Genomic DNA, 22,463 nt, shown 5'->3' with positions numbered 1-22,463 from the left:
CTTTTCTTTTTATATAAAGTGTTGTGGTTCCGTGTCAATACTTACACGTAACCCTTTTCTAATATCTACTTGACTATCTTGTAATATTTTTTGTAAGGCTTCTTCAAGTCTAGGCTCAAAACGGTATTTTAGTACTGTTTGATAATAATAACGTTTATTCACCCTAGCTACACTTTTAGGGGTTGGTCCTAAAATAATCGCTTTATTAGATAAGTAATCTTTTAGTAAAACGACAATTTCATACATTTTTTTAGCAGCTACCACTTCTTCTTCATGACTTACTACTAATTGAACAGTGAAATAATAAGGCGGATAATTCCCTCGGTGCCTTAGCTGCATTTCATGTTGATAAAACTTATCATAATCTTGTGAAGTAGCTAGAACAATAGCATAATTTTTAGGATTAAAGGTTTGAATCACAACTTCTCCTTGCTTATCCCCCCGACCAGCTCGCCCGCTCACCTGGGTTAATAGCTGAAAAGTTCGCTCACTAGCTCTAAAGTCTGGTAAATTAAGAGCTGTATCAGCATTTAATACACCAACTAAAGTGACATTTGGAAAATCAAGGCCTTTGGCAATCATTTGAGTACCAAGTAAAATATCAGCATCATGTGTCCCAAATTTTTCTAAAAGTCGTTCATGACTTCCTTTTTTACGTGTCGTATCCACATCCATACGTAAAATTCTAGCTTGAGGTAACAAATCTTGTAGTTCTTCTTCGACTTTTTGGGTTCCCGTACCATAATAACGAATTTTTCGGCTATCACAAACAGGACATTTATTTGGAATGGCTTCTTCATGACCACAATAATGACATTTCATCGTTTTAGTATCCATATGAAGCGTCAAAGAAATATCACAATTAGGACAAGGCAAGACGTACCCACAATCTCGGCACATAATAAAAGAAGAATAACCACGTCTATTAAGAAGTAACACAATTTGCTCTTTTTTTTCAAGACGATTTTCAATACCTGACATTAAGGTTCTTGAAAAACTGCCACCTGTACCTTCCATCATTTCTTGACGCATATCAACGACTTCAACAGTAGGTAAAATAGCATTTTCACTAGCTCTTTTAGTTAATTTAAGAAGCTTGTAAACATCCTTTTGAGCTCTGGCTCTTGATTCTAAGGACGGCGTGGCACTTCCAAGTAGTACGGGACATTTATGATAATCCCCACGCCAAATAGCTAAATCTCTAGCATGATACCTAGGAGATTCATCTTGTTTATAGCTTGTCTCGTGCTCTTCATCAATAATAATTAAGCCAATATTTTCTAAAGGAGCAAAAACTGCTGATCTGGCTCCAACTACAACTTGTGCTTCTTTACGCTCAATTTTTCGCCACTCATCATATTTCTCACCTTGAGATAACCCACTATGAAGTACCGCGACCTTATCTCCAAATCGGCGCTTAAAACGCTCAACAGTTTGTGGGGTTAAAGAAATTTCTGGCACTAACATAATTGCCGTCTCACCTTTTTCAACTGCTTTGGCAATAGCTTGCAAGTAAACTTCTGTTTTACCACTACCTGTGATTCCTTCTAATAAAAAGACATCAGAAACACGTTCATCCATGGATGCACTCACCTTGTCTAAAGCTGATTGCTGCTCATCATTTAATATCAAAGCCTGATCTGGTTTAAAAGATTTATGCTTATAAGGGTCACGGTAAACTTCTTCTTCTCTTTGAATCAGCCAGCCTAAATCAACTGCTTCTCTTATGACTTGGCGGGATAAATCATGGATGTCTACTAATTCCTTAATGGTAAATTCTCCCACAGTATGCTCTATAAAAAAGTCAACTAAACGATGTTTTTGGTGAGCATTTTTACGCAAATTTTGTTTTATCTCTATAAATTCAGATGGGCTTTTATTGGAAGACACGACAGACATTGTTTTGATTTTATTTTTAGTCGTTACCTCATACTGAATGTCGATTTGTCCATTTTGGCGCAACTTATGTAATTCAGCTAAATAAGGGCTATTTTTGATCTCTTCCCAATCTCTTCTAGCTAAACCTAAGAAAACTTCTTCGTCTATTATCTCAGGAATTGCTTCTTTTACAACGAGGTATTTGTTATAAGTTGAGCGCATAACACTAGGCAACATCGTTTGTAGACACGTGATTTTAAAAGAATAAGTCGTCTTAGCCATGTCTTGTGCTAATAATAACAGTTCATCATTTAAAACAGGAGCTAAATCTAGTACATCAATTAAGGGCTTCAGCTGATTATCATCAACACCATCTTGATGCTCCTCAATTGCCACGACAAAACCTTGAATATGCCTATTACCATTACCAAAAGGAACCTCAACACGTATCCCCACATCAACAAGAGATGCCAAATGATCTGGAATCAGATAACTAAAGGGTTGATCAGTTTGCATAGTTGGAACATCTACAATTACATGCGCTATTCTTTTCACACCATCTCACCCTTTCTTCTTGTCTATTGTACTAAAAATAGTGTCATATTTCATTAGAAAAAACTAACCAAGTATCTTTTACTATTTTACTCATGATAAAGAAAAGGTATCACCCACAAAAACGTGAAAACAATTTTCGTGGGTGATACCTTTTTTAAGCTTTTATCTTACAGTTTGTTTTCCATTTGAATGCGAGCTTCTAATTCTTGATGCTCACGTCTTTTAAGAGCTCTTTTTTCTTCTTCTTGACGACGGATTAATTCTCTTTTCAATTCTGGATTTGGGTCAACAACCACATCTCCATCAGCAATTTCCTCTAAAGCACGTCCAACATTTTTCACAGATACAAACTTGTCTGGTTCAATAACTGGTTGTGCTCCCTCATCTAACTCATGAGCTCGTTTACTAGATAAAATAACTAAAGAATACTTTGAATCGATTTGTTCTAACAATGTATCAATTGATGGGTATAACATATCTACATCTCCTCTAACATATTTTCATAGCGATCAATCACGTGATCAACACGGTAATGCTCGCTTTCAATAATTTTTTTAATACGATCAACTGCTAAATCAACTTGATCGTTTACAACAGCATAATCATAATGACGCATCATTTCTATTTCAGCTTTAGCAACGGTCATTCTCTCATTTATCACAGATAAATCATCTGTCCCACGATTAATAATACGTGATTTTAACTCACTAAAATCAGGAGGGGTTAAGAAGATAAACACACCATCTGGAACTTTCTCTTTGACCTTCATCGCACCTTGGACTTCAATTTCTAAAAAAACATCTTTACCACTATTACGTGTTTCTTCCACATAATCTAAAGGTGTTCCGTAGTAATTACCAACGTACTCTGCATATTCAAGCATCCGGCCCTCTTCAATTAATTTTTCAAACTCTTCTCTTGTCCTAAAGAAATAATCCACTCCGTCTACTTCACCAACGCGCTTGTCTCTTGTTGTCATGGAAATAGAATACTCAAACTGGTTGTCTTCTTGATCAAACAATGCTTTTCTAACTGTCCCTTTACCTACACCTGATGGACCTGATAATACAATTAATAACCCTTGCTCTGACATAGTGCCGTCCTTTCCCTTATAGTTTTTAGTTTTATTTACTATAATGCACTCTAGGACTACTTTTTGCAAGTCTATCTGAGAAAAAAGTCTCCTTCAAATGAGATTATTCAATATTTTGAACTTGTTCACGCATTTGTTCTATACAAAGTTTTAAAGAAACAACCATCTCTTTAATAGTCATCACACTAGATTTTGAGCCAATGGTATTCACTTCTCGGTTCATCTCTTGAATAATAAAGTCCATTTCTTTACCTAACGGACCTACCTTATTTAATAACTCCCTCATATTAAGGACGTGAACATTTAAACGGTCTAACTCCTCTGTGATATCTCCTCTTTCAACTAAAAGAGCTACCTCAGTTAAAATTCTTTGCTCATCAATTTGACGGCCGTCAAATAACTCTAACATTTTTTTAGATAAACGAGTGGTATATTGGTCTTGAAACTCTTTAGTACAATCAATAATATCACTTGTTTTATCTTGAATTATGTCTAATTGATTTAAAAAAATAACACCTAGTGCTTGCCCTTCTTTTTTACGACTCTTCTCTAAAAGCTCTGTGCATTCCTTGAATGCTTCCATTGTCACATGCCATAATACATCTTCATCTATTTTGGAATCAATTGCTTCAACTAATCCAGGGTGCATCACACCACCTGTTAAAAATGAGCTCACAGAAAGTGATAAATGAGGATGATCCTCCTTTAACCCTTCTAATTCACAGGCTAAACTCTCTAAAGCTTGTTGGTTAATCGTTAAGGATTTTCCTTTAGTATGCTCTTTGTTGATATTAATGACACACTCAATTCGCCCTCTAGTGCAAGATGCTTTTAATAAACGCTTCATCTCTATTTCTAAAGCATTTAGCTCTTTTGGCATTTTAAACTGACCATCAAAAAAACGATGATTCACTGATTTCATTTCAATAGTTATTTGAATATCTAACATACTTTTTTCTACACGAGCATACCCTGTCATACTATTCATAACTACATCTCACTTAACGCTTTTTTTAATTGTTGGAATTCTTCATTGCTTAAGGTAATTCCTTTACCCATTTTTTCATGATCTGGTGCCCAGTCTCTCAAATCAAATTTAGGAGGACGACCATTCCAACTTACTAAGTTTAACTCCTTACGCCACCCCTTAGGATTTTCTGATAAGACGACAATCTCTTCTACTATTTCATATGAAAATTCTTGACTCATTGTTTTTTCTCCTTTAAAAATATAATAAACATTGCTTGAAGCATCGTTTTCCATGTCACGTCAAAAACATGTGCCAAGTTATCTGCATGGCTCTCACATAAATGATACGCCATTTCAAGTAATTTCATTTCTGATAAAGGTGTTACCTGCTTCATATAACCAGATAACATCTCACCTACTGAAAGTAACATCGACTCATCTGGTGTGACATGTGTTTTGTCAAACAAAGTGATCACTTCTTTTGATAGCTCATCAAAAGTAAATAACCGGGTGGGATCAACATCTAATAATTTAGCCGTTTCCTCAAGCAAATATACCCCCAATGTTTCGGGTGCAATTTGTTTTTGTTCCAACCACTTCCATGTGACTTTTCTCCCAACACTTTTAAGGTTAGGATCCGTCTGAATAAAGTGTAAAAACTCTTTAGATAATGCTAAGCTATTTTTCTTAAAATGCTCATTACTAAAGGTATACCATGTTCCTTGAAGCTTATAAAAAGCTTTCATAGTATCAAAATAACCTTGCTTGATATTCCAAGCAGATCTGTCTTTATCAAATAACAATACAGGCCCAAGTCCCCATCTCGTTTCAATGTCAGTTTCTACAACCGTTTTAGGTACTCGTGTAGGCTTTAAAAACCCTGGGCCTTTAACGTTAATTACAATTAGTTCACTCACGTTTTGCTTTAAGGCAACATCTCTAGGAATATTATTTCGGTAACCACCATCTACATAATAATGCCCATCTATCTCACAAGCTGACATAGCTGGGTAAAAAGAGGAAGATGCTAATAACCATCTATTTAACATATTGGCTGGTGTCTCTTTTAACGATACGACTATTTCTTCCATTTTAGGGGCTTGAGTTGTGATAAAGAAAAAATCTTTATCTGTTTGTTCTAATTTTTCTGGATCAATCAACTTAGTAATCATATCAAGTAAAGGAGTCGTGTCTACCCCATTTTCTTTTAACGCTGACAACGTCAAAGATTTCACACCAGAAATTAAATGCTCTCTGTTTGTTTCTTCTTCATCAGTTGGGATAGCTAAAATTTTACTAGTATCAATATCTTCCCACATGATTTTAGCATTTTCAATATCACCCTGAACAAAGAAGGCCCCATTTAAAGCACCAACAGACGTTCCTGTGACGACTCGATAATCAATCCCAATCTCCCTCAAAGCTTCCCAAGCGCCAATTTGATAAGCACCTTTAGCACCTCCACCACCAAGGACAATGCCTGTATGGTACTCTAAAGAGTAGCTGTAACCTTCACCCTGTGATGTTTTTTCTTTTTTAAAGCCCAAATCAAAAAGCGGCTTAGCTGAAAAAATGGGATCCTTAATAATAGGAATAAAAATATGATCTAATCTTCTTGATTTCCCCGCATGAAGCAACATCTCAAAGAAATCTTGCCAGTGAAATTTAGGTGACACCACTAATACATTTTTAATTACTAGAGTTTGATTAATTATATCTGTATCACATACACATAACAAATTATGGCCGTGATACCAACCAAACAACAGTTGCTCATCACGTAATCCGAGCACATTTTGACTCATCTGTTTTAGAGCCTCTTGATTTGATTTAAAAAAAGGAAACCATTCTTTTGGGTGATGTCCTTTTAATTCTTGCATATGTGATGGATACCATTCTTTTAACATCTACAACGCCTTCCTTCTATTTCAATAAGTGAGGTAACTATCATATTAAAGTTATCATATTAAATGATTATTCATTTGACTATGGGAGTAGGTATTCGTATAATGAGAATTAAATAAAACGAAAAGAGAGAGTTTAGGATGGGAGTAAAACAAGATATGTCAAAACAACCAAAAGACACTGGTGTCAAAAAACTAACGCGCTTTATCTCACAATCTTCTCAACGTTTATTCTCTTCATTTCTAGACGAGGAAACAGGACAAGAAAAGCACTTGAGTAAAATACATAAAAGTATTAATCAAGCTATTTCTAACAAAAGCTTAGTTGTCCTTCAATATCAAGATCCAAAACAAGAGCATTATGAAACGCATGTTGGTAAACTATACCAACATGCAATTAACCCAAATGCTTTGGTTATTAAATTACAAAAGAATAATGAAGTCCGTATGATTTCAGCTAAATATATTAAAAAAATATCTTTGATACAAGCTCACGCACCCCGCCAAGTATCTATTAGCTAAACATCACTATATAGATTGGCATATAAAAATGAGGTCGACTTTCTAAGTCAGCCTCTTTTTTGTATAAAGAAACACCTGTTAGATAACATTATTTTTCTAAAATAATTTGTGCCATGGCTAAGTCTTTTGTATGAGTAATAGACACATGAACCTGACCTGAAAATATATGCTGATTTACAATAGCAATAGGCTTTCCATATTCATCATTTATTATCTCAATATCTTGAAATCCCACCTTACCGATTCCTGTACCATAAGCCTTTGAAAAAGCTTCTTTACAAGCAAATCTCCCACCTAAAAATTCGATTTGGCGTCTTTTAGATAACTTATTAAATATTTCCAATTCTTTATTAGTTAACACTCGTTTTATAAACGATTGTTTCTCAGAAATAATGACTTCAATTCTATCTAGTTCTACAACATCAATACCAATTCCACTAATCATGACAAACCTCCATCTTCCTATCTATTATATCGATTAGTATAAAAAAAAGCTAATACTAAGGTATTGACTAAAGATAAATACATCAAGCTAATCTTTGTCTAACTATGTCTTTTGACAAACTACTAATTTTTTAACAAATTCTAGTAATATAGTGATTTATCCAAAAGATTTTTAATTAAAAAAGAGACTAACTTTTAAGGTCAGTCTCTCTTCATTAATTATTTTGAATCGTTACGGATAACAAATCCACGGTCGTTATCTTTTCTCTTACTTGGCTTAGCGTTGTTGCCACCGCTATTTTTGTTAGAATCATTGTAGCGTTTTTTCTTACTACCATCATCTTTTTTACGCCAGTTATTGTCACGACCACTTCCACCACGGTTTCCACCGCGACCTTTGTTTCCACCACCACGGTTTCCACCACGGCCTTTGTTTCCACCACGACGATTTGGCAATGGACGTTCTGGAGTAATTTTCACTGGAACTTCAGCGGCATCATCTTTAGCAATTTGCTTAATTAATAATGCTGCGATATCTTCTGGGCTGTAGTCTTCTAACAAACTAACAGCAGCATCTTGATATTTATCTAAGCCATTAGCTTGTAGTAACTCTTTGATTTGCTCAAAAGCCACACCAATTTGACCTTGGATAGATTCTTTTTTAGAAGGTGGACGTAAAGCAGTCATACGTTTTTTAGTCAATTCCTCAATAACGTGTAAGTAACCCATCTCATTAGGTGTTACAAACGTTACTGACATTCCTTCTTTACCAGCACGACCTGTACGACCGATACGGTGAACATAGCTCTCTGGATCTTGTGGGATATCGTAGTTATAAACATGACTCACACCTGAAATATCTAGTCCACGTGCAGCGACATCTGTTGCTACTAAAATATCTAATTCGCCACTTTTGAATGCTTTTAGAATACTCATACGTTTATGCTGAGGTAAATCACCATGGATTCCCTCTGCTTTATAGCCACGCATCTCAAGACCACGAGCTAATTCATCAACACGACGTTTTGTACGACCAAAAACAATCGTTAAATCTGGATTTTGAACGTCGAATAAACGTGTCATGATATCAAATTTTTCAAATTCTTTACAACGAACATAGTACTGATCGATTAAGTTAGCTGTCATTTCTTTAGCTTTAATCTTAACGTGTTCTGGGTTTTCCATAAACTTAACCCCAATACGTTTAATACTATCTGGCATTGTAGCTGAGAATAGTAATGTTTGGCGTGCAGATGGTACTTTAGAGATGATTGTTTCAATATCCTCTAAGAATCCCATGTTTAACATTTCATCCGCTTCATCTAAAACTAGAGTTTCAACTGTATCTAATTTTAATGTACGACGGTTAATATGATCAAGTAAACGACCTGGCGTACCAACAACGATTTGTGGCTTGTTCTTAAGCGCACGTATTTGACGATTAATGTCAGCTCCACCATATACAGCTTGGACCTTAATTTTTTTCTCTTTTCCTAAACGGAATAATTCTTCTTGTGTTTGAATAGCTAATTCACGGGTTGGTGCAATAACTAACCCTTGTAAAACAGGATTATTTGGGTCAATCTTATTTAACATTGGTAGACCAAAAGCGGCTGTTTTCCCTGTCCCTGTCTGTGCTTGTCCAATAACGTCTCTTCCCTCTAATGCAAATGGGATAGTCGCACTTTGAACAGGTGTTGCTTCTTCAAAGCCAATGTTTTCAACGGCTTTTAATAATGTTTCTTCTAAATTTAATTCACTAAATTTCAAATGATGTCCTCCTAGTATTTTTTTATGTTCTCGACTGCTTCTTTTATATTATGAAAAAAAATTGAAAATAGGCATTCGTATTATACTATCACATTATGTTGTATGACACAATAAAACAAATTTTATTGATGACTTCTTAATAAAAACTCAACAACTTCACTTAAACCCATGCCATTACTAGCTTTTAAAAATACAGTATCTTTTGGATTTAAATTTTCTGATAGCTTATTCATCAAATTATTTTTATCTTCTTTTGGAAAATAATGTAATGTATTTACTGAAAATGTCGATTGAAGTTTCTCGGCTAAGAATTCCATCTGAGGGCCGTATAGATAAACTTCATCAATAGCTTCAGGTGACAAGTGTTCACTCATCCCCTCATGCATTTTTCGTGACAACTCTCCAAGCTCTAACATATCTCCTAAAACAACGATCTTTTTCCCTTCAACTGAAATATCAGAAAACGTGTCTAGAACAAGACCCATCGCAGTCGGATTAGCATTATATACATCACTTAAAATGTCAATCCCACTAGCTGTTTGTAGCCATTGTGTTCTATTTTTAGTTAGATCAAACGTTGCCAAGCTTTTTCTCATGTTTTGAATGTCCACGTGGAAAAATCGTCCCACTAACAAAGCAATCAGAGCATTACTTACATTATACTTCCCTAACACAGGAATCGCAAATATTTCGTCAGGATAACGATTGACACTAAAACGAGTTTCTGATTTTTCCTCTGACAAAATCGTAGCTGAAAGTGTTGCTTCACTATCTATGCCAAAACTTTCAACTGTTTGATTTACATCCATAATCATCTCTTTTAACAATGGCTCATTATTTGGAATAATCAGTGTCCCTTCTGGTTTTAGACCGTCTATAATTTCCATTTTAGCCTCAGCTATGCCTTTTCTAGAACCTAAATGCTCTAGGTGTGACTCACCAATTAATGTAATAGCTGCAACGTCTGGTGTGGCGATTTTAGATAGCACGGTGATTTCATCTTTATGATCCATTCCCATCTCTAAAACTAACATTTCAGTGTTTTCTGGCATGGATAAGATGGTGTAAGGCAAGCCAATATCATTATTAAAATTACCTTGTGTTTTGTATGTAGCATAAGTTGTACTCAGTACCGCAGCTGTCATGTCCTTAGTCGTTGTCTTCCCATTACTACCAGTAATACCAACAACTTTAGGGCCAATCTTCCTTAAGTAAAAAACAGCTAAATGTTGCATGGCTCTTAAAGTATCATCTACTTTAATATAAGGTATTTGACTTGATAAATCATGCTCAGATAAGACCAGGCTTGCCCCTTTTTCCATCGCTTGTTCAATAAAATCATGTCCATCACGATTACCTTTTAAGGGAATAAATAGACTACCTGTCGTTACTTTTCTTGTATCAAATTCAACGGAAGTCACTTGAATTGTTTCATTTATGCCATTAACAAGCACACCTTCTACAGCTAATAAAATTTCTTTTTCTGTTAAATTCATTATTTTCCTCACTTTCAACATATCAAAAAGAGGCTGACGTTTTAGATCAGCCTCTTCACTCACTAAGATCAGTTACTCAGTGCAACGTAGTTTTTCAACCACCCAATTTTTATGTCAGACTTGAATTTGTTGTCTTTTCTCAAAACGTAATAAAGCTAATTGAATCAATTCTTCTAAGAGGTCACTATAATTTAGACCCATTTCCTTCCACAATAGTGGGTACATACTAAACGGAGTAAATCCTGGCATAGAGTTCACTTCATTTAAAAAGATTTCATTATTAGCTGTTAAGAAAAAGTCACAACGACTTAGTCCACTACCATCAATCGTTTGATAAGCTTTTTTGGCATATTCTTGCATACGCTCTTGCATCTCATCAAGGATACTTGCTGGAATTTGTAAGGTGACTTGATTATCAATATATTTAGATTCATAATCATAAAAATCAACATCCTTAACAATCTCACCTGCTAAAGTCGTTCGAACCTCACTATTACCTAGAATTGCTACTTCTAATTCTCTAGCTTCAATCCCTTGCTCTACTACCACACGCTGATCGTATAATAAAGCTTCTTCAATAGCTGAAATTAATTCTTCTTCGTTTGTTGCCCGACTCACACCAACACTTGACCCCATATTAGCTGGCTTAACAAACATTGGAAAAATCAGTGTCCCAACACATTCAGCAATAACCTCTTCTCTGGCATCAACATAATCATTTTTAGTGACAGCCACGTAAGGTAGTTGTGGAATACCTGCTTGTTGAAATAGCTGCTTAGCAATGATTTTATCCATGGCACACGCACTGGCTAAAACACCACACCCAACATAAGGCATATTTAACACTTCAAACAAGCCTTGAACCGTACCATCTTCACCATTTGGACCATGTAAAACTGGAAAGATAACTGTGTTTTTTTCTTTTAAATCACTTGGTAATATTGGCTGAGCATTATTTAGTGATAAATGTAATTCTTCTTTTACTAAAGGTGCTTCTTTATATGTTTTTCCTTTAAACCAACTACCGTCTTTAGTCACATAAACAAGTTGAACTTCATAATAATTATAGTAAATGGATTGTAAAATTGAAAAAGCAGATAAAATGGAAACATCATGTTCTGCACTTTTTCCACCATAGATTAACGAAATTTTCATCGGTTTCCTCCTAAAGTTAACTAGAAATCCATTATACTAAAATTTTAAGCAAATTTCTATGACATATTAAAAGCGTTAATGGTTTTATCACATCATTAACGCAAATATAGTTCTTCAAATGTCTCTAAATTCAGCTGCCACTCACCTGATTTGTTAGCATAAGTAAGTGTACCAATGTAATCATCTTTAGATAATCTGAGGCTATCAATCTTCCTTAGATTATCTTCAACAATATGAATAGGTACAGTATACCCTCCATCACTAACACCAGTTCTTGCAAAATCAAATACTACACCCTCTTGCATCACACTCTTTAAATTAGCCACAGTTTCAGAAGGCAGTGGTGTAATCATCTTAATTTTTTTCGAAAAAAATAACCGATTACTATTCATTTGATATAACACTTTTTCACTAATTTTTTGTGCTAATGCTTGATAAAACTCGTCGATATGTCGGTAATATATTTTCGTTGTGTTTTGCAACATCCCTAAATAAGCATAATTATTTTGTAATTTATAAAAAAATGGCGAACGCAATTGTGTTTTCATGTGAGATAAGTAAAGGATTTCAGCAATTTCATTTGCTGTTAATCGTTTTAAGACTTCATAATCTTCAAAGTCTAACCACTTTACTTCCCTAGTTAGAGGAGTAGGGATATTAGATAAATATTGCGCTACATCCTCTTTACCGCGAATGACACGAAAACCTGTATGTGTCTCATATTCCCCTGCATACGAATCAGGGTTTAACAGCAATATATTTTTAGGGCGATCAACTGTGTAGCGATAAAAATCTTCATGTGTAAACCCTTTCGTTAGTACAGAATTACTAATACCATCCAAATGGACATATAAATTTTGCCGCAACACACTCACCTTACTTTCTTTTCCATAGTCTCTATAATACAACTATATCATTTTTTTCGTAAAACAAAATACTAAAATGACTTAAGTTAAATTAAGTTTATATTACAACTATAGGCTTTTTCTATTTTTTCAGAAATAATTATGTAATACTACAATAAGTTCACATTCTTTATTTATTTTTTTTATATGTTATTATTAATCATAATCATGCATCCATTAAAGGGGGAATATCCTATTTCACGTAAACCGAATAAATCCAAAAAGCGTGTTGTCAAACGTCGGGTAGAGACAAATAAACAAAGACCTAAAAAAACAGCAGGACAAAAGTTTAAAGCTTTTTTGTTCAATTTATTAATGGTCTTATTATTGCTCGTTGGCTTTGCGCTGATTTTTAGTAATCAGATTAAAAATCAAATCGTCAAAAGCAATACAAATCATTATCAAATTAGTACAGTTACTCGTCAAGATGTCATTGAAAATGAAAAAAAAGAAGCTACCTTTGATTTTGACCAAGTTGAATCTCTTGACTTCAATACAGTCGCCAATGCTCGTGGGGCTGATATTGGAAACGTGATAGGGGGGATTGCTATACCAAGTGTTGAGCTGAACCTTCCTATATTACGTGGTGTGTCAAATTATGCTATCTCAGTAGGAGCTGGCACGATGAAACCAGATCAAGTTATGGGAGAAGGTAATTATGCACTTGCTAGTCATTATATGTACGACCCTACACTCTTGTTTGCACCGCTTGTAAGAGTAGAGCTAGGGGCTTCTATCTATTTGACAGATATGGAATATATTTATGAATACAAAGTCACTTCTAAAGAATACGTTGAACCAACACGTGTTGATGTGATTGATGACGTCAAAGATAAATCTCTTGTAACACTAGTTACCTGTGATACGTCTGGTGAGAACCGTTTGATTCTTCAAGGAGAACTTGTGAAAAAAGTCAATGGTAAAACAGCCGATAAAGCAATGGTTGATGCTTTTGAAATGGATCAAAATAATTATTACTATTAAAGCATAAAAAAGATGTTGAGCCTTAAGGCTCAACATCTTTTTTAGATTAACTCTTTAATTAAAAGCAAAACATCTTCTTAACTATCTATTTAGTTTCAATATTTGGTAAATAAAAATTACGGTTATCTAAGCCAAAAATACGTTCTGTATATTCCCCTGGGTTGACTTGTTTTAAAGCACCTAACATCATCTGCATAGAAGCATCTAAATTATCTAAATGATGAAGTATTTCTGCTTCCATAATTTTAGGTCTAACAGGTGAGCCGTATTCTAATAAACCGTGATGAGCTAACACCATATGTTTTAAAACTAGAATCTCCTCATCAGTTTCTGATAAATTAAGTTCTAAACAAGCTCTAGTGATTTCCTCATCAATAATCACAATATGACCTAACAAGTTACCAGCTAATGTATATTCTGTTGATACTGGACCTGACAACTCGTGTACCTTACCTAAATCATGTAAAATAATACCGGCATAAAGTAGAGATTGATTTAAATCAGAGTACTGTTCACTCACCGATTTGGCTAGACGAAGCATTGTTAGCGTATGAAAAGCTAATCCTCCAGCAAAAGCATGGTGATTACGCTTAGCTGCTGGAAATTCAAAAAATTCTTGTTGATATTTTCCAACTAAGTGACGAACAATTCTATGCCACTTAGCTTCTGTAATATCTAATAAAAAATCATTAAACTCTTGCTTCATCTCATCTACATCAACGGGTGCTTTTTCCATATAAAGGCCAGGATCTGTTGGCTCACCTTCTTTAGCCACACGTAAATGTAAAATTTTTATTTGAGGCATATTTTGATACAACTCGCGCTTTCCATTTAAAAAGACAACTTTACCAGTTGTAAAATTAGCAATTTCCTCTTCAGAAGCCCCCCAGTATTTACCATCAATAGTGCCTGATGTATCTTGAAAAGTAAAAGCAATAAATTTTTTACCATTTCTAGCAACACGCACATCTGCTGACTTTAATAACACATACATCTCAAAGGTTTCATCCACAACTAATTCACGTAATTGTTTCATCTAACTTGAACCTCCTCACCAAGGATTAGTACTTGTTTGCCCTGATGCTCATAAAATTCTTTCATTAACATATCAGATGTCATACAAAGAACTTGTGTTTTCTCACTTAGAACGTCTAGTACTTTAAATAAAGTTTCTTTTCGTTCCTCATCAAAATGTAGCCAACCATCATCAATAATAATTGGCGCTTTATAATCGTCATGATGTAGATGAATAAACCCTAATCTAAAGGCCACATATAGCTGATCTTTAGCCCCTGTTGACAACTGAATAGTGTTCCATAAACGATTGCTTTGATCTTTTACTAAAAGTTGACCATCACGAACAAGAACTTGAACATACTTATCTTCTGTTAGTAGTTTAAAGTAATTGCTAACTGTACTAAGTAAAGTAGGCAGTTGTTGATCTGATAGAAATTGAAATACCTCTCGAGTAAGCTCTTCTGCTAAACGAACAGTTATCCATTGTTCAGACATTTCTTTGATGAGTGCTAATTGATTCTCTCGCTGTTGTCTCAATTCATCTAAAGAACCATTTTTAGCCATTTGTTTTAACTCATAATCTAGTTTTTGTAACTCCATTTGGTAATTCATCATCTTGTCAGAGCAAGCTTCTTGTTGCGCTTTTAACCTCATTAATTCTTGATTAATCGTCATCAGTTGATATGTTTTATTTAAATCAAAATAACTTTCTAGTTGACTTTCCAATTCTTGAATACGCTGATGGTTATCAGTATATCTTGTTTGTTGTACTAACCACTGATTAGCTTCTTCAATCGGTGTGTTTTTAGGATAGTCAATCAATTGATTGATCAGTGTTAATGTCTCATCTTTTTGGTGCCTAATAGATTGTAATTCATATTGTAGCTCTGTTGCTTCACGCCCATCAAGCTTGGCTACTGCTTCTTTTTGAGCGCTGACAAATTGTTTAACTTCCTGATAACTTTCTCTAACTGATTTATTTTCTAAAGGAATCCAGTCTTTGGCAAACGATAACATCTCTTGGTAAGAGTCCAAGACTCTATCTATTTCAGATAGGCTAACCATCATTTTTTGTTCGTTTTCTTGAATGTCTCGCAATTGACTAAATACTGGTAATTTAGTTAGCCACATAGATACCGTTTCTTCCATTGAAAAACCATATGCAATTGCCCACTGTTCTTTTTGTTTCTGAATGAGTTTATTTTTCTCATTGAAGATAGCTTGGCCTTCTTCATAGGCTTGCCACTCATTTGCTACAGCATCTGACTCTCCTAATTGTTGTACATAGATTTCCTTTGTTGCTTCAGGTGTGATGTTGTGTGTAACTGATTTTTTTCCTTTACTTGCTGTTACAAAACCAAACACGCCTAACCCAATTAGAACAACCGTTAAAACATAAAATATACCTTGACCTAAGACAATACCTAAGAGTAACATCAAAACAGAAATCGCAATAGATAACCCTGAGAACATACGTACTACAAAGGGATCAATTTGTTTGTTATTCTCTTTTTGAGATTCATCTGGTTGATCACTATCTAATAACGCCAGTTGGTTTTCTGATTTAGTTAACTCATCGTCTAATTTACTTTGTTTAATAGATAATCTACTTTTTTCATTAGCTAATAGGACTCTATCACGAGTTAATTCGTCTTCTTGTTCAGCTAATTCCTTCATACCAGTTTCTTCTTGTTCTGTGATTGAGACATCTAACAAAGCATTTGATAAATGATATTTTTCAAATAACTCTTCTTTATTTTCTCTATAGACAGACAACTGATCTTCTAATACATCACGACGTTCACTCGTTGCTTCTACTGTGACTTGGTCTTCTAATATATGATCAAACACATCTTGATTATCAATATAAAATTGAATACCTGGTGTTAAGTCAACTCCAGCATCTCCCTGCTTTTCAAGTAACTCTGTCTCTTTTTTCATTAAAAAACGGTACTCTTGAAGGGCATCTTTCACACTTCTAGTAGTTACTTCACTTGCCTGTGTGCTCTCATTAACATCCCTTTTAAGACCTGTTAGCTCTACATACAAAGGAAAATGTTTTTGCTGATCTAAAAATGTTTTCTCTAATGAAGATAGGTACTCACTTTCTTCCCGCTCTTCCTTAAGCATTCGACTTAAATCCATAAAACGAGTTTGTTTATTGCGATAAGTAAACTCTTGTTCCTCTACTACTTTAATACTTTGCTCTAAACGATTAAACTCTTTTAGTTTTTGATTTAAGACGGGAATACGTCCTGATGCTTTAAACAGGCGTTGACGCTCTTTAATGAAATCTTCTGACATTTTCGTTAAACGATCACTTCCTGTTAAACCAACAGCTAAAAGCACACGTTGCAGACGAACTTCGTTTAATTCTGTTAAATCAAGCATCTGTTCTTCTTGAAAACTAAATACTTGATCAAAAACTTCCTGAGTTAGAGGTGAGATAATCTTTTTAAGCAAGGCTTCTTCCCCTGTTGAACCATCCTCTAACCGAACTAGAGCTTGACCTTTATTCTTCTCCTTAAAACGCTCCACATAAACTTGACCATATGTCTGATGTTCAATAATTAAATGACCACCATATGTTGCTCCTTCAACTGGAGTAAAATCTCGAATAATTTCGCGTTTTCTAGGAAAGCCAAATAAGATGGTACGAATAAACTGATACAAGGTAGATTTACCTGATTCATTCCCACCAAAAACTAATTGATTTCCCTCTGAAAAATGAAAAACTTGGTTATTAAATTTTCCAAATCCATTTATATATAAACGTGTTATTTTCATTGGCTTGCCTCATTTTTAAAAATCATTTTATCTTTTACTAGTTGAGTACTCTCTTGTACCATTAACTTAACATCTTCTTCATCAAACTGAATATTAGCTGCAATCACTGGTTGTTGTAAGATATCTTTAGCTAATTTATAAAATTCATCTTTTTTAGCAAATGGTGCTGATAAATCATCAATCAGACTAGCATCAAATCCCATAATTAATTTGTCAGTTTCCACTGATTCAATCACTAAATCCATTAACCAAATATTTCCTGCTGTTTGCTGGAGTAATTTGGTTTGTAAATAGTGAAGAATCTCTTCTTTTTCAGCAATCAATTCACTCATCAGCTGACCTGTTACAGGTTTCACGACAACTGTCACAAAATTAATCGGACACGCCCAGTCTTTTTGAGCCATTCCTGCAATTAATTTCGAAAGATAAAGATGACGCTCTAAATCTTCTTTTAACGTCATTTCAATTGTTTCAAATCCTACAATACTTACAGGAATAAAACGATAATCTACTTGATTTGACTCTACTTCAACTAAGACAATACCTTGCCCGTTTTTTTCTTTTTTAGTATGCCCTTGAGGAATTCCTGGATAGATAGCTAAAGGATGTGTACTAATTTTTTCACTTTTATGAATATGACCTAGTGCCCAATAATCATATCTTGGGTTTAATTCAGATACTAAAAAGGGAGCATATTGCCCAGTACTTCCTATTTCACCATGATATAGTCCAATGTGGTATGTTGTATCTAAATCTCGTTCAGGATAATCTAAGGCTTTATCTTGAGTGATCCATTGGTGTTCATAAGAAAAACCGCTAATAGCCACTGCCTCATTATTTTTCAAAGTAATCACTTTAGTTGTCACTTCTTCTTTAGTAAAGAGTGTCACATTTTCTGGCCACTCAAACCAGTAACGATTTTCTGTATAATAATCATGATTTCCAAATGACATAATCACTTGAATCCCATATTCTTCTAGGCGCTTAAACTCGTTCATTATAAACTCTTGTGTATAGATGGACGAGCGAGCTTGGTGGAACGTATCTCCAACAACCAATAGGAAATCCACTGATTCCTCAATACATTGATTGACTATTTTTTTTAATACAGCATGGTTTACTTGTTGCAACTCTTGTTGAAACCCCGCATCATCAGTTGTTACATTCGCAAATGGTTGATCGATATGTAAATCTGCAGTATGAATAAATTTCATAATTCTCACTCCCTATCTTTATAATACCCATTTCAGAACAAAATTTCTACATTATCTGTATAAAATGATAGGTGGCTAAGCTTTAAATAGCTTAACCACCTACAATTAGTCATTATTTTAATGAGTATAATTCTTGAACTGGTGTCATGATAATACGATTTAAGTCGTTAACAATCATGCTAAATGCTTGTTCTTTTTGCATTAAGTCTTGGATTAGGGCTTCTGCTTGAATTTTTTCAGCCATAGCTTGTGCTCTCATCACGTCTTCTTCAGCAAATTCTTCACCTTGCATTTGTTTTTGTTGTAAAGTAACTTGTAATTCTTGAAACTCTTGAAACAAAGCAAATGTTTCTGTTTCTGCTTGTACTGCTTTAAAAGCAGATTTTAAAGCTAAAAATTCATCTAATTCACGGATTTCACGTTCAATTTGGTTTGCGCTATCATAAATATTATTTGACATGGTTATGCTCCTTTAAATTTTAAATTTAATTCCCTACTATTGTAACACAAGACAAATGAAAAACCTATCACTTACCTTGTGACTTTATGCCAAAAACCTTTCATAGCATCCATCGTTTTATCGGCACCTTTTTTAATCCCATCTCCTACAGTACTAGCACCATCTTTAATTTTATCTCCCACATCACTAGCTTTATCTCCCACATCACTTAAGGGGTTTTTCCAGTTTTGAGAAGGTGTTTCCTCTTCTTCCTCATATTCACCAGTTTGTGTCACGTCATTGACAGAAAAAGGTGTATTAGGGGAAGCTGCTAGTATACTTTGCATCTCTTCTCTAAACACATTAGAAATATAGCTACTATCATTGCCAGGCAAGAAATGATCAGGACCACTTTTATCAAAACCAATCCAAGTCGAAACGACTACATCAGGCGTATAACCAATCATCCACTGATCTTTTGACATCCCATCTGTATTGATATTTTCTGTTGTCCCAGTTTTACCTGCAATTTGATACCCGTAAGGTTGTGCATTTGCTCCAGTACCTGAACTATAGACACCTTGTAGCATGCTAGTCATCTCTTCTGCTACTTCAGGAGTAGTCACACGCTTACCTTTTGGTTTTTGATTTTCATAGATAATTACACCATTAGGGTCCTCTATTTTTGTAATAAAATGCGTATCCTGTCTAACACCTTCATTAGCAAACACTGTATAGGCACTAGCCATATCAATTGGTCTAGCTCCTTTAGTCAAACCACCTAAAGCCAGACCGTGGTAACGATCTTTTTCATCAAGTTTCACACCAAATTGCTCTACTTTTTTAAACCCTCTATCAATTCCAATTTCATTTAAAAGCCAAACTGCTGGTGCATTTAAACTATAGATTAATGAGTCTGTCATACTAGATTCCCCACTAAAGGTTCTAGAATAGTTTTGAACATCATAATAATCTAATTTTTCATCTTTTAACATGTCATCTGGTTTGTAGCCTGCTTCAAGAGCTGGTGTATAAACAGCTAGTGGTTTCATCGTAGAACCTGGTGATAGATATGAATCAGTCGCTCTATTCCACCCACGGTAAGTATATTCTCCACGCCCTCCGACAATCCCCATCACACCACCTGTTTTAGGGTTAACTGCAACAGAAGCCCCCTCAACAATTTCACCATCAGACGCATCAGGTGGGAACAAACTAGAATCAGAAAAAGCGTGATCCATGCCTTGTTGGTATAACTGATCAAGTGACGTATAAATCTTGTATCCACCATTAGAAATATCTGCATCTGTATACCCTGTTTTTTTCACAGCCTCAGCAATCACTGCATCAAAATAATACGGATAACGATACGTATCCTCATCAGGCGTATAGGCATCATAAAGTTCAATAGGACCACTCATTAGATTTTGAGCTGTGTCATTATCTAATTTATTATTATCAACCATTACTGATAACACAGTATTCCTTCTATTAACAGCATTGTCCATATAATCTATCGGATTATAAATACTAGGACCCTTTAGTGCCCCGACTAACACAGCAGCCTCATCTGTAGTTAACTCACTGGCATTTTTTCCAAAATATTTTTTAGACGCATCTTGTATACCCCAAACCCCACTACCGTAGTAAGATTTATTCAAATACATTTCGATGATTTCATCTTTTGAATACTCTTTTTCAATCTCAATTGCTAAAAATAATTCTCTAGCTTTTCTAGTCAAAGTTTGATCTTGAGTTAAAAAAGCATTTTTCGCTAACTGTTGGGTTATAGTACTACCACCACCACCACTGTTATTACGCCTCACAACTTTTCTGACAGCTGCCCTCATGATTCCTTTAACATCATAACCTCTATGCTCATAAAAACGCCTATCTTCAGTGGATACTAGAGCATCAACAACTGCTGGAGAAATATTTTCTAGTGATACAAAAGTCCCACCACCATTTTTATTTAATTGCCCTGCCTCATCTCCGTCTTTATCATAAATAGTCGTCGATTGCTCAAGCCCTACCTTTAATCCTGATACATTAGTACTTTTAGCTAAATAAAATAAATACATGCTCATGACTAAAACAAGTGTTAATACTGCTAACACCAAAATTTTTGTTACATGATATTTTTTCCATATATGCTTTTGATGTTTTCTAAAAGTTTGCCAGTGTGGTTTAAACCACACCCAAAAACGCTGTAACCAGGATTTTATCATTGCAAAGAATTTTTTAACATACTCCATGATAATCCCTCTTCCTCTACTCTTTTTTTATTCTTAGTGTAGCATAATATATAAAAAAATAGATACGTCTGAAGACTTATCTTATAAAAACTACAAGGCATATCATAACATGAAGTTATGATGGTTATATGTTACAATTTTTAAAAATCAGTTAAATTCATTAAAGGAGCCTCAGTATGGAGTTTAATATTACCTTACCTATTAATACTAAAGAGATAACTATGAAAGAATTATTAGAAAAAGAATGGTTAGTACCTAGAAAAGTGAGACATTTTTTAAGAACTAGAAAAAATGTCTTAATAAACGGGGATGTGGCTATGTTCCATCAAACTGTAAATCCAGGAGATACAATCACGATAATTGTCGAAGACTCAGACTACACAATACCTGATATTATCTTAGGAAATAAAAAAGATGTGGATGTTTTATGGGAAGATGAACATATCATTATTGTTAATAAACCTGCAGGTAAAAAAACTCATCCCAACCAACCAAACGAAACTGATACACTATTAAATGATGTCGCTGATTACTTACAAGATAATCATCAATCACCTTACATCGTCCATCGCCTAGATAAAGAAACAAGCGGTGCTATTTTATTTGCTAAAAACCCTGTTGTTCTACCTATTTTAGGGAGGATGTTAGAACAAAAGGATATCACTCGTTTGTACGAAGCCAAAGTCCAAGGTAATCTAAATCAAACAACATCATTTACGATTAATCAGCCCATTGGAAGGCATAGACATGACAGACGTAAGCGAGTTATTGATAAACATAAAGGCGACAAAGCTATTACTCACGTCTGTGTAATAAAACAAAACCCTGATACTACTTTAATAGAGTGCCAATTAGATACAGGCCGTACGCACCAAATCAGAGTACATTTGGAAAGTATCGGACACCCTATTGTTGGAGATCCTTTGTATCACCCTAACCCTAAAGGAAGTTCCCGCTTACAACTTCATGCAAAAGAACTTAGTTTGATTCACCCCTTTACGAAACAGAAAATCGTTGTTAAAGCTAAAGCTGCTTTGAGGAAATAACAAAATAAGTATGTCTAGAAGCTATTTTGT

The 22,463-nt window shown here is 34.7% G+C and carries 19 protein-coding genes; 3 read left to right on the top strand and 16 right to left on the bottom strand.

Annotation, left to right across the window (positions count from 1 at the left end):
- Positions 1-9 precede the first annotated feature (9 nt).
- The 6 genes from priA to VSF34_RS01000 all read right to left on the bottom strand — a co-directional run bounded on the left by priA (position 10) and on the right by VSF34_RS01000 (position 6,402).
- Positions 10-2,433: a primosomal protein N' gene (gene priA / locus VSF34_RS01025; RefSeq protein ID WP_326717275.1), complete on the bottom strand. Its 2,424-nt coding sequence runs from the start codon at positions 2,431-2,433 to the stop codon at positions 10-12.
- A gap of 167 nt (positions 2,434-2,600) precedes the next feature.
- The gene (rpoZ, locus tag VSF34_RS01020; protein ID WP_326717274.1) at positions 2,601-2,909 is read right to left on the bottom strand and encodes a DNA-directed RNA polymerase subunit omega; all 309 of its coding nucleotides are present in this window, start codon (positions 2,907-2,909) and stop codon (positions 2,601-2,603) included.
- A 2-nt stretch (positions 2,910-2,911) separates the two neighbouring features.
- The gene (gmk, locus tag VSF34_RS01015; RefSeq protein ID WP_326717273.1) at positions 2,912-3,526 is read right to left on the bottom strand and encodes a guanylate kinase; all 615 of its coding nucleotides are present in this window, start codon (positions 3,524-3,526) and stop codon (positions 2,912-2,914) included.
- Between the two features lie 103 nt (positions 3,527-3,629).
- Entirely contained in the window at positions 3,630-4,514 is an 885-nt protein-coding gene (locus VSF34_RS01010) for a YicC/YloC family endoribonuclease (RefSeq protein WP_326717272.1), read from the bottom strand.
- Positions 4,515-4,516: 2 nt separating this feature from the next.
- The gene (locus tag VSF34_RS01005) at positions 4,517-4,735 is read right to left on the bottom strand and encodes a YdbC family protein (protein ID WP_326717271.1); all 219 of its coding nucleotides are present in this window, start codon (positions 4,733-4,735) and stop codon (positions 4,517-4,519) included.
- Positions 4,732-6,402 carry a patatin-like phospholipase family protein gene (locus tag VSF34_RS01000; RefSeq protein WP_326717270.1) on the bottom strand — a complete coding sequence of 557 codons (1,671 nt, stop codon included), beginning with the start codon at positions 6,400-6,402 and terminating at the stop codon, positions 4,732-4,734. Before VSF34_RS01000 ends, VSF34_RS01005 begins: the two co-directional genes overlap by 4 nt.
- A 138-nt stretch (positions 6,403-6,540) precedes the next feature.
- Here VSF34_RS01000 and VSF34_RS00995 point away from each other — a divergent pair, with 138 nt between their 5' ends.
- On the top strand, positions 6,541-6,921 hold the full coding sequence (locus VSF34_RS00995; RefSeq protein ID WP_326717269.1) for a hypothetical protein: 381 nt from the start codon (positions 6,541-6,543) through the stop codon (positions 6,919-6,921).
- A gap of 88 nt (positions 6,922-7,009) precedes the next feature.
- On the opposite strand, the gene acpS is transcribed toward VSF34_RS00995, so the two are convergent.
- The 5 genes from acpS to VSF34_RS00970 form a co-directional block, all read right to left on the bottom strand.
- Complete coding sequence (acpS, locus tag VSF34_RS00990; RefSeq protein ID WP_326717268.1) at positions 7,010-7,366, bottom strand: holo-ACP synthase; 357 nt, start codon at positions 7,364-7,366, stop codon at positions 7,010-7,012.
- 218 nt (positions 7,367-7,584) lie between these two features.
- Positions 7,585-9,135, bottom strand: a complete 1,551-nt coding sequence (cshA, locus tag VSF34_RS00985) for a degradosome RNA helicase CshA (RefSeq protein ID WP_326717267.1) — start codon at positions 9,133-9,135, stop codon at positions 7,585-7,587.
- Positions 9,136-9,257: 122 nt separating this feature from the next.
- The gene (locus VSF34_RS00980) at positions 9,258-10,631 is read right to left on the bottom strand and encodes a UDP-N-acetylmuramoyl-tripeptide--D-alanyl-D-alanine ligase (protein ID WP_326717266.1); all 1,374 of its coding nucleotides are present in this window, start codon (positions 10,629-10,631) and stop codon (positions 9,258-9,260) included.
- Positions 10,632-10,745: 114 nt separating this feature from the next.
- Positions 10,746-11,786, bottom strand: a complete 1,041-nt coding sequence (locus tag VSF34_RS00975; protein WP_326717265.1) for a D-alanine--D-alanine ligase — start codon at positions 11,784-11,786, stop codon at positions 10,746-10,748.
- A gap of 95 nt (positions 11,787-11,881) precedes the next feature.
- The gene (locus VSF34_RS00970) at positions 11,882-12,655 is read right to left on the bottom strand and encodes a hypothetical protein (protein ID WP_326717264.1); all 774 of its coding nucleotides are present in this window, start codon (positions 12,653-12,655) and stop codon (positions 11,882-11,884) included.
- Between the two features lie 204 nt (positions 12,656-12,859).
- On the opposite strand from VSF34_RS00970, the gene VSF34_RS00965 reads away from it, so the two are divergent.
- The gene (locus tag VSF34_RS00965; protein WP_326717263.1) at positions 12,860-13,675 is read left to right on the top strand and encodes a class A sortase; all 816 of its coding nucleotides are present in this window, start codon (positions 12,860-12,862) and stop codon (positions 13,673-13,675) included.
- An 85-nt stretch (positions 13,676-13,760) separates the two neighbouring features.
- Here the strand turns inward: VSF34_RS00965 and VSF34_RS00960 are convergent, their stop codons facing one another.
- The 5 genes from VSF34_RS00960 to VSF34_RS00940 form a co-directional block, all read right to left on the bottom strand.
- The gene (locus VSF34_RS00960) at positions 13,761-14,711 is read right to left on the bottom strand and encodes a 3'-5' exoribonuclease YhaM family protein (RefSeq protein WP_326717262.1); all 951 of its coding nucleotides are present in this window, start codon (positions 14,709-14,711) and stop codon (positions 13,761-13,763) included.
- Positions 14,708-17,479 carry an ATP-binding protein gene (locus VSF34_RS00955; RefSeq protein ID WP_326717261.1) on the bottom strand — a complete coding sequence of 924 codons (2,772 nt, stop codon included), beginning with the start codon at positions 17,477-17,479 and terminating at the stop codon, positions 14,708-14,710. The genes VSF34_RS00960 and VSF34_RS00955 overlap by 4 nt, the downstream gene beginning before the upstream one ends.
- Positions 17,476-18,693, bottom strand: a complete 1,218-nt coding sequence (locus tag VSF34_RS00950; RefSeq protein ID WP_326717260.1) for a metallophosphoesterase family protein — start codon at positions 18,691-18,693, stop codon at positions 17,476-17,478. Before VSF34_RS00950 ends, VSF34_RS00955 begins: the two co-directional genes overlap by 4 nt.
- A gap of 112 nt (positions 18,694-18,805) precedes the next feature.
- The gene (locus tag VSF34_RS00945; RefSeq protein ID WP_326717259.1) at positions 18,806-19,153 is read right to left on the bottom strand and encodes a YlbF/YmcA family competence regulator; all 348 of its coding nucleotides are present in this window, start codon (positions 19,151-19,153) and stop codon (positions 18,806-18,808) included.
- A 71-nt stretch (positions 19,154-19,224) separates the two neighbouring features.
- Entirely contained in the window at positions 19,225-21,387 is a 2,163-nt protein-coding gene (locus VSF34_RS00940) for a PBP1A family penicillin-binding protein (RefSeq protein ID WP_326717258.1), read from the bottom strand.
- A 176-nt stretch (positions 21,388-21,563) separates the two neighbouring features.
- Here VSF34_RS00940 and VSF34_RS00935 point away from each other — a divergent pair, with 176 nt between their 5' ends.
- A complete protein-coding gene (locus VSF34_RS00935; RefSeq protein ID WP_326717257.1) occupies positions 21,564-22,433 on the top strand; it encodes an RluA family pseudouridine synthase in 870 nt (289 codons plus the stop codon).
- Positions 22,434-22,463: the final 30 nt, after the last annotated feature.

The organism is Vagococcus jeotgali (assembly GCF_035918315.1).
Lineage (GTDB): Bacteria > Bacillota > Bacilli > Lactobacillales > Vagococcaceae > Vagococcus > Vagococcus jeotgali.
This window is presented reverse-complemented; position numbering and strand designations above follow the sequence as displayed.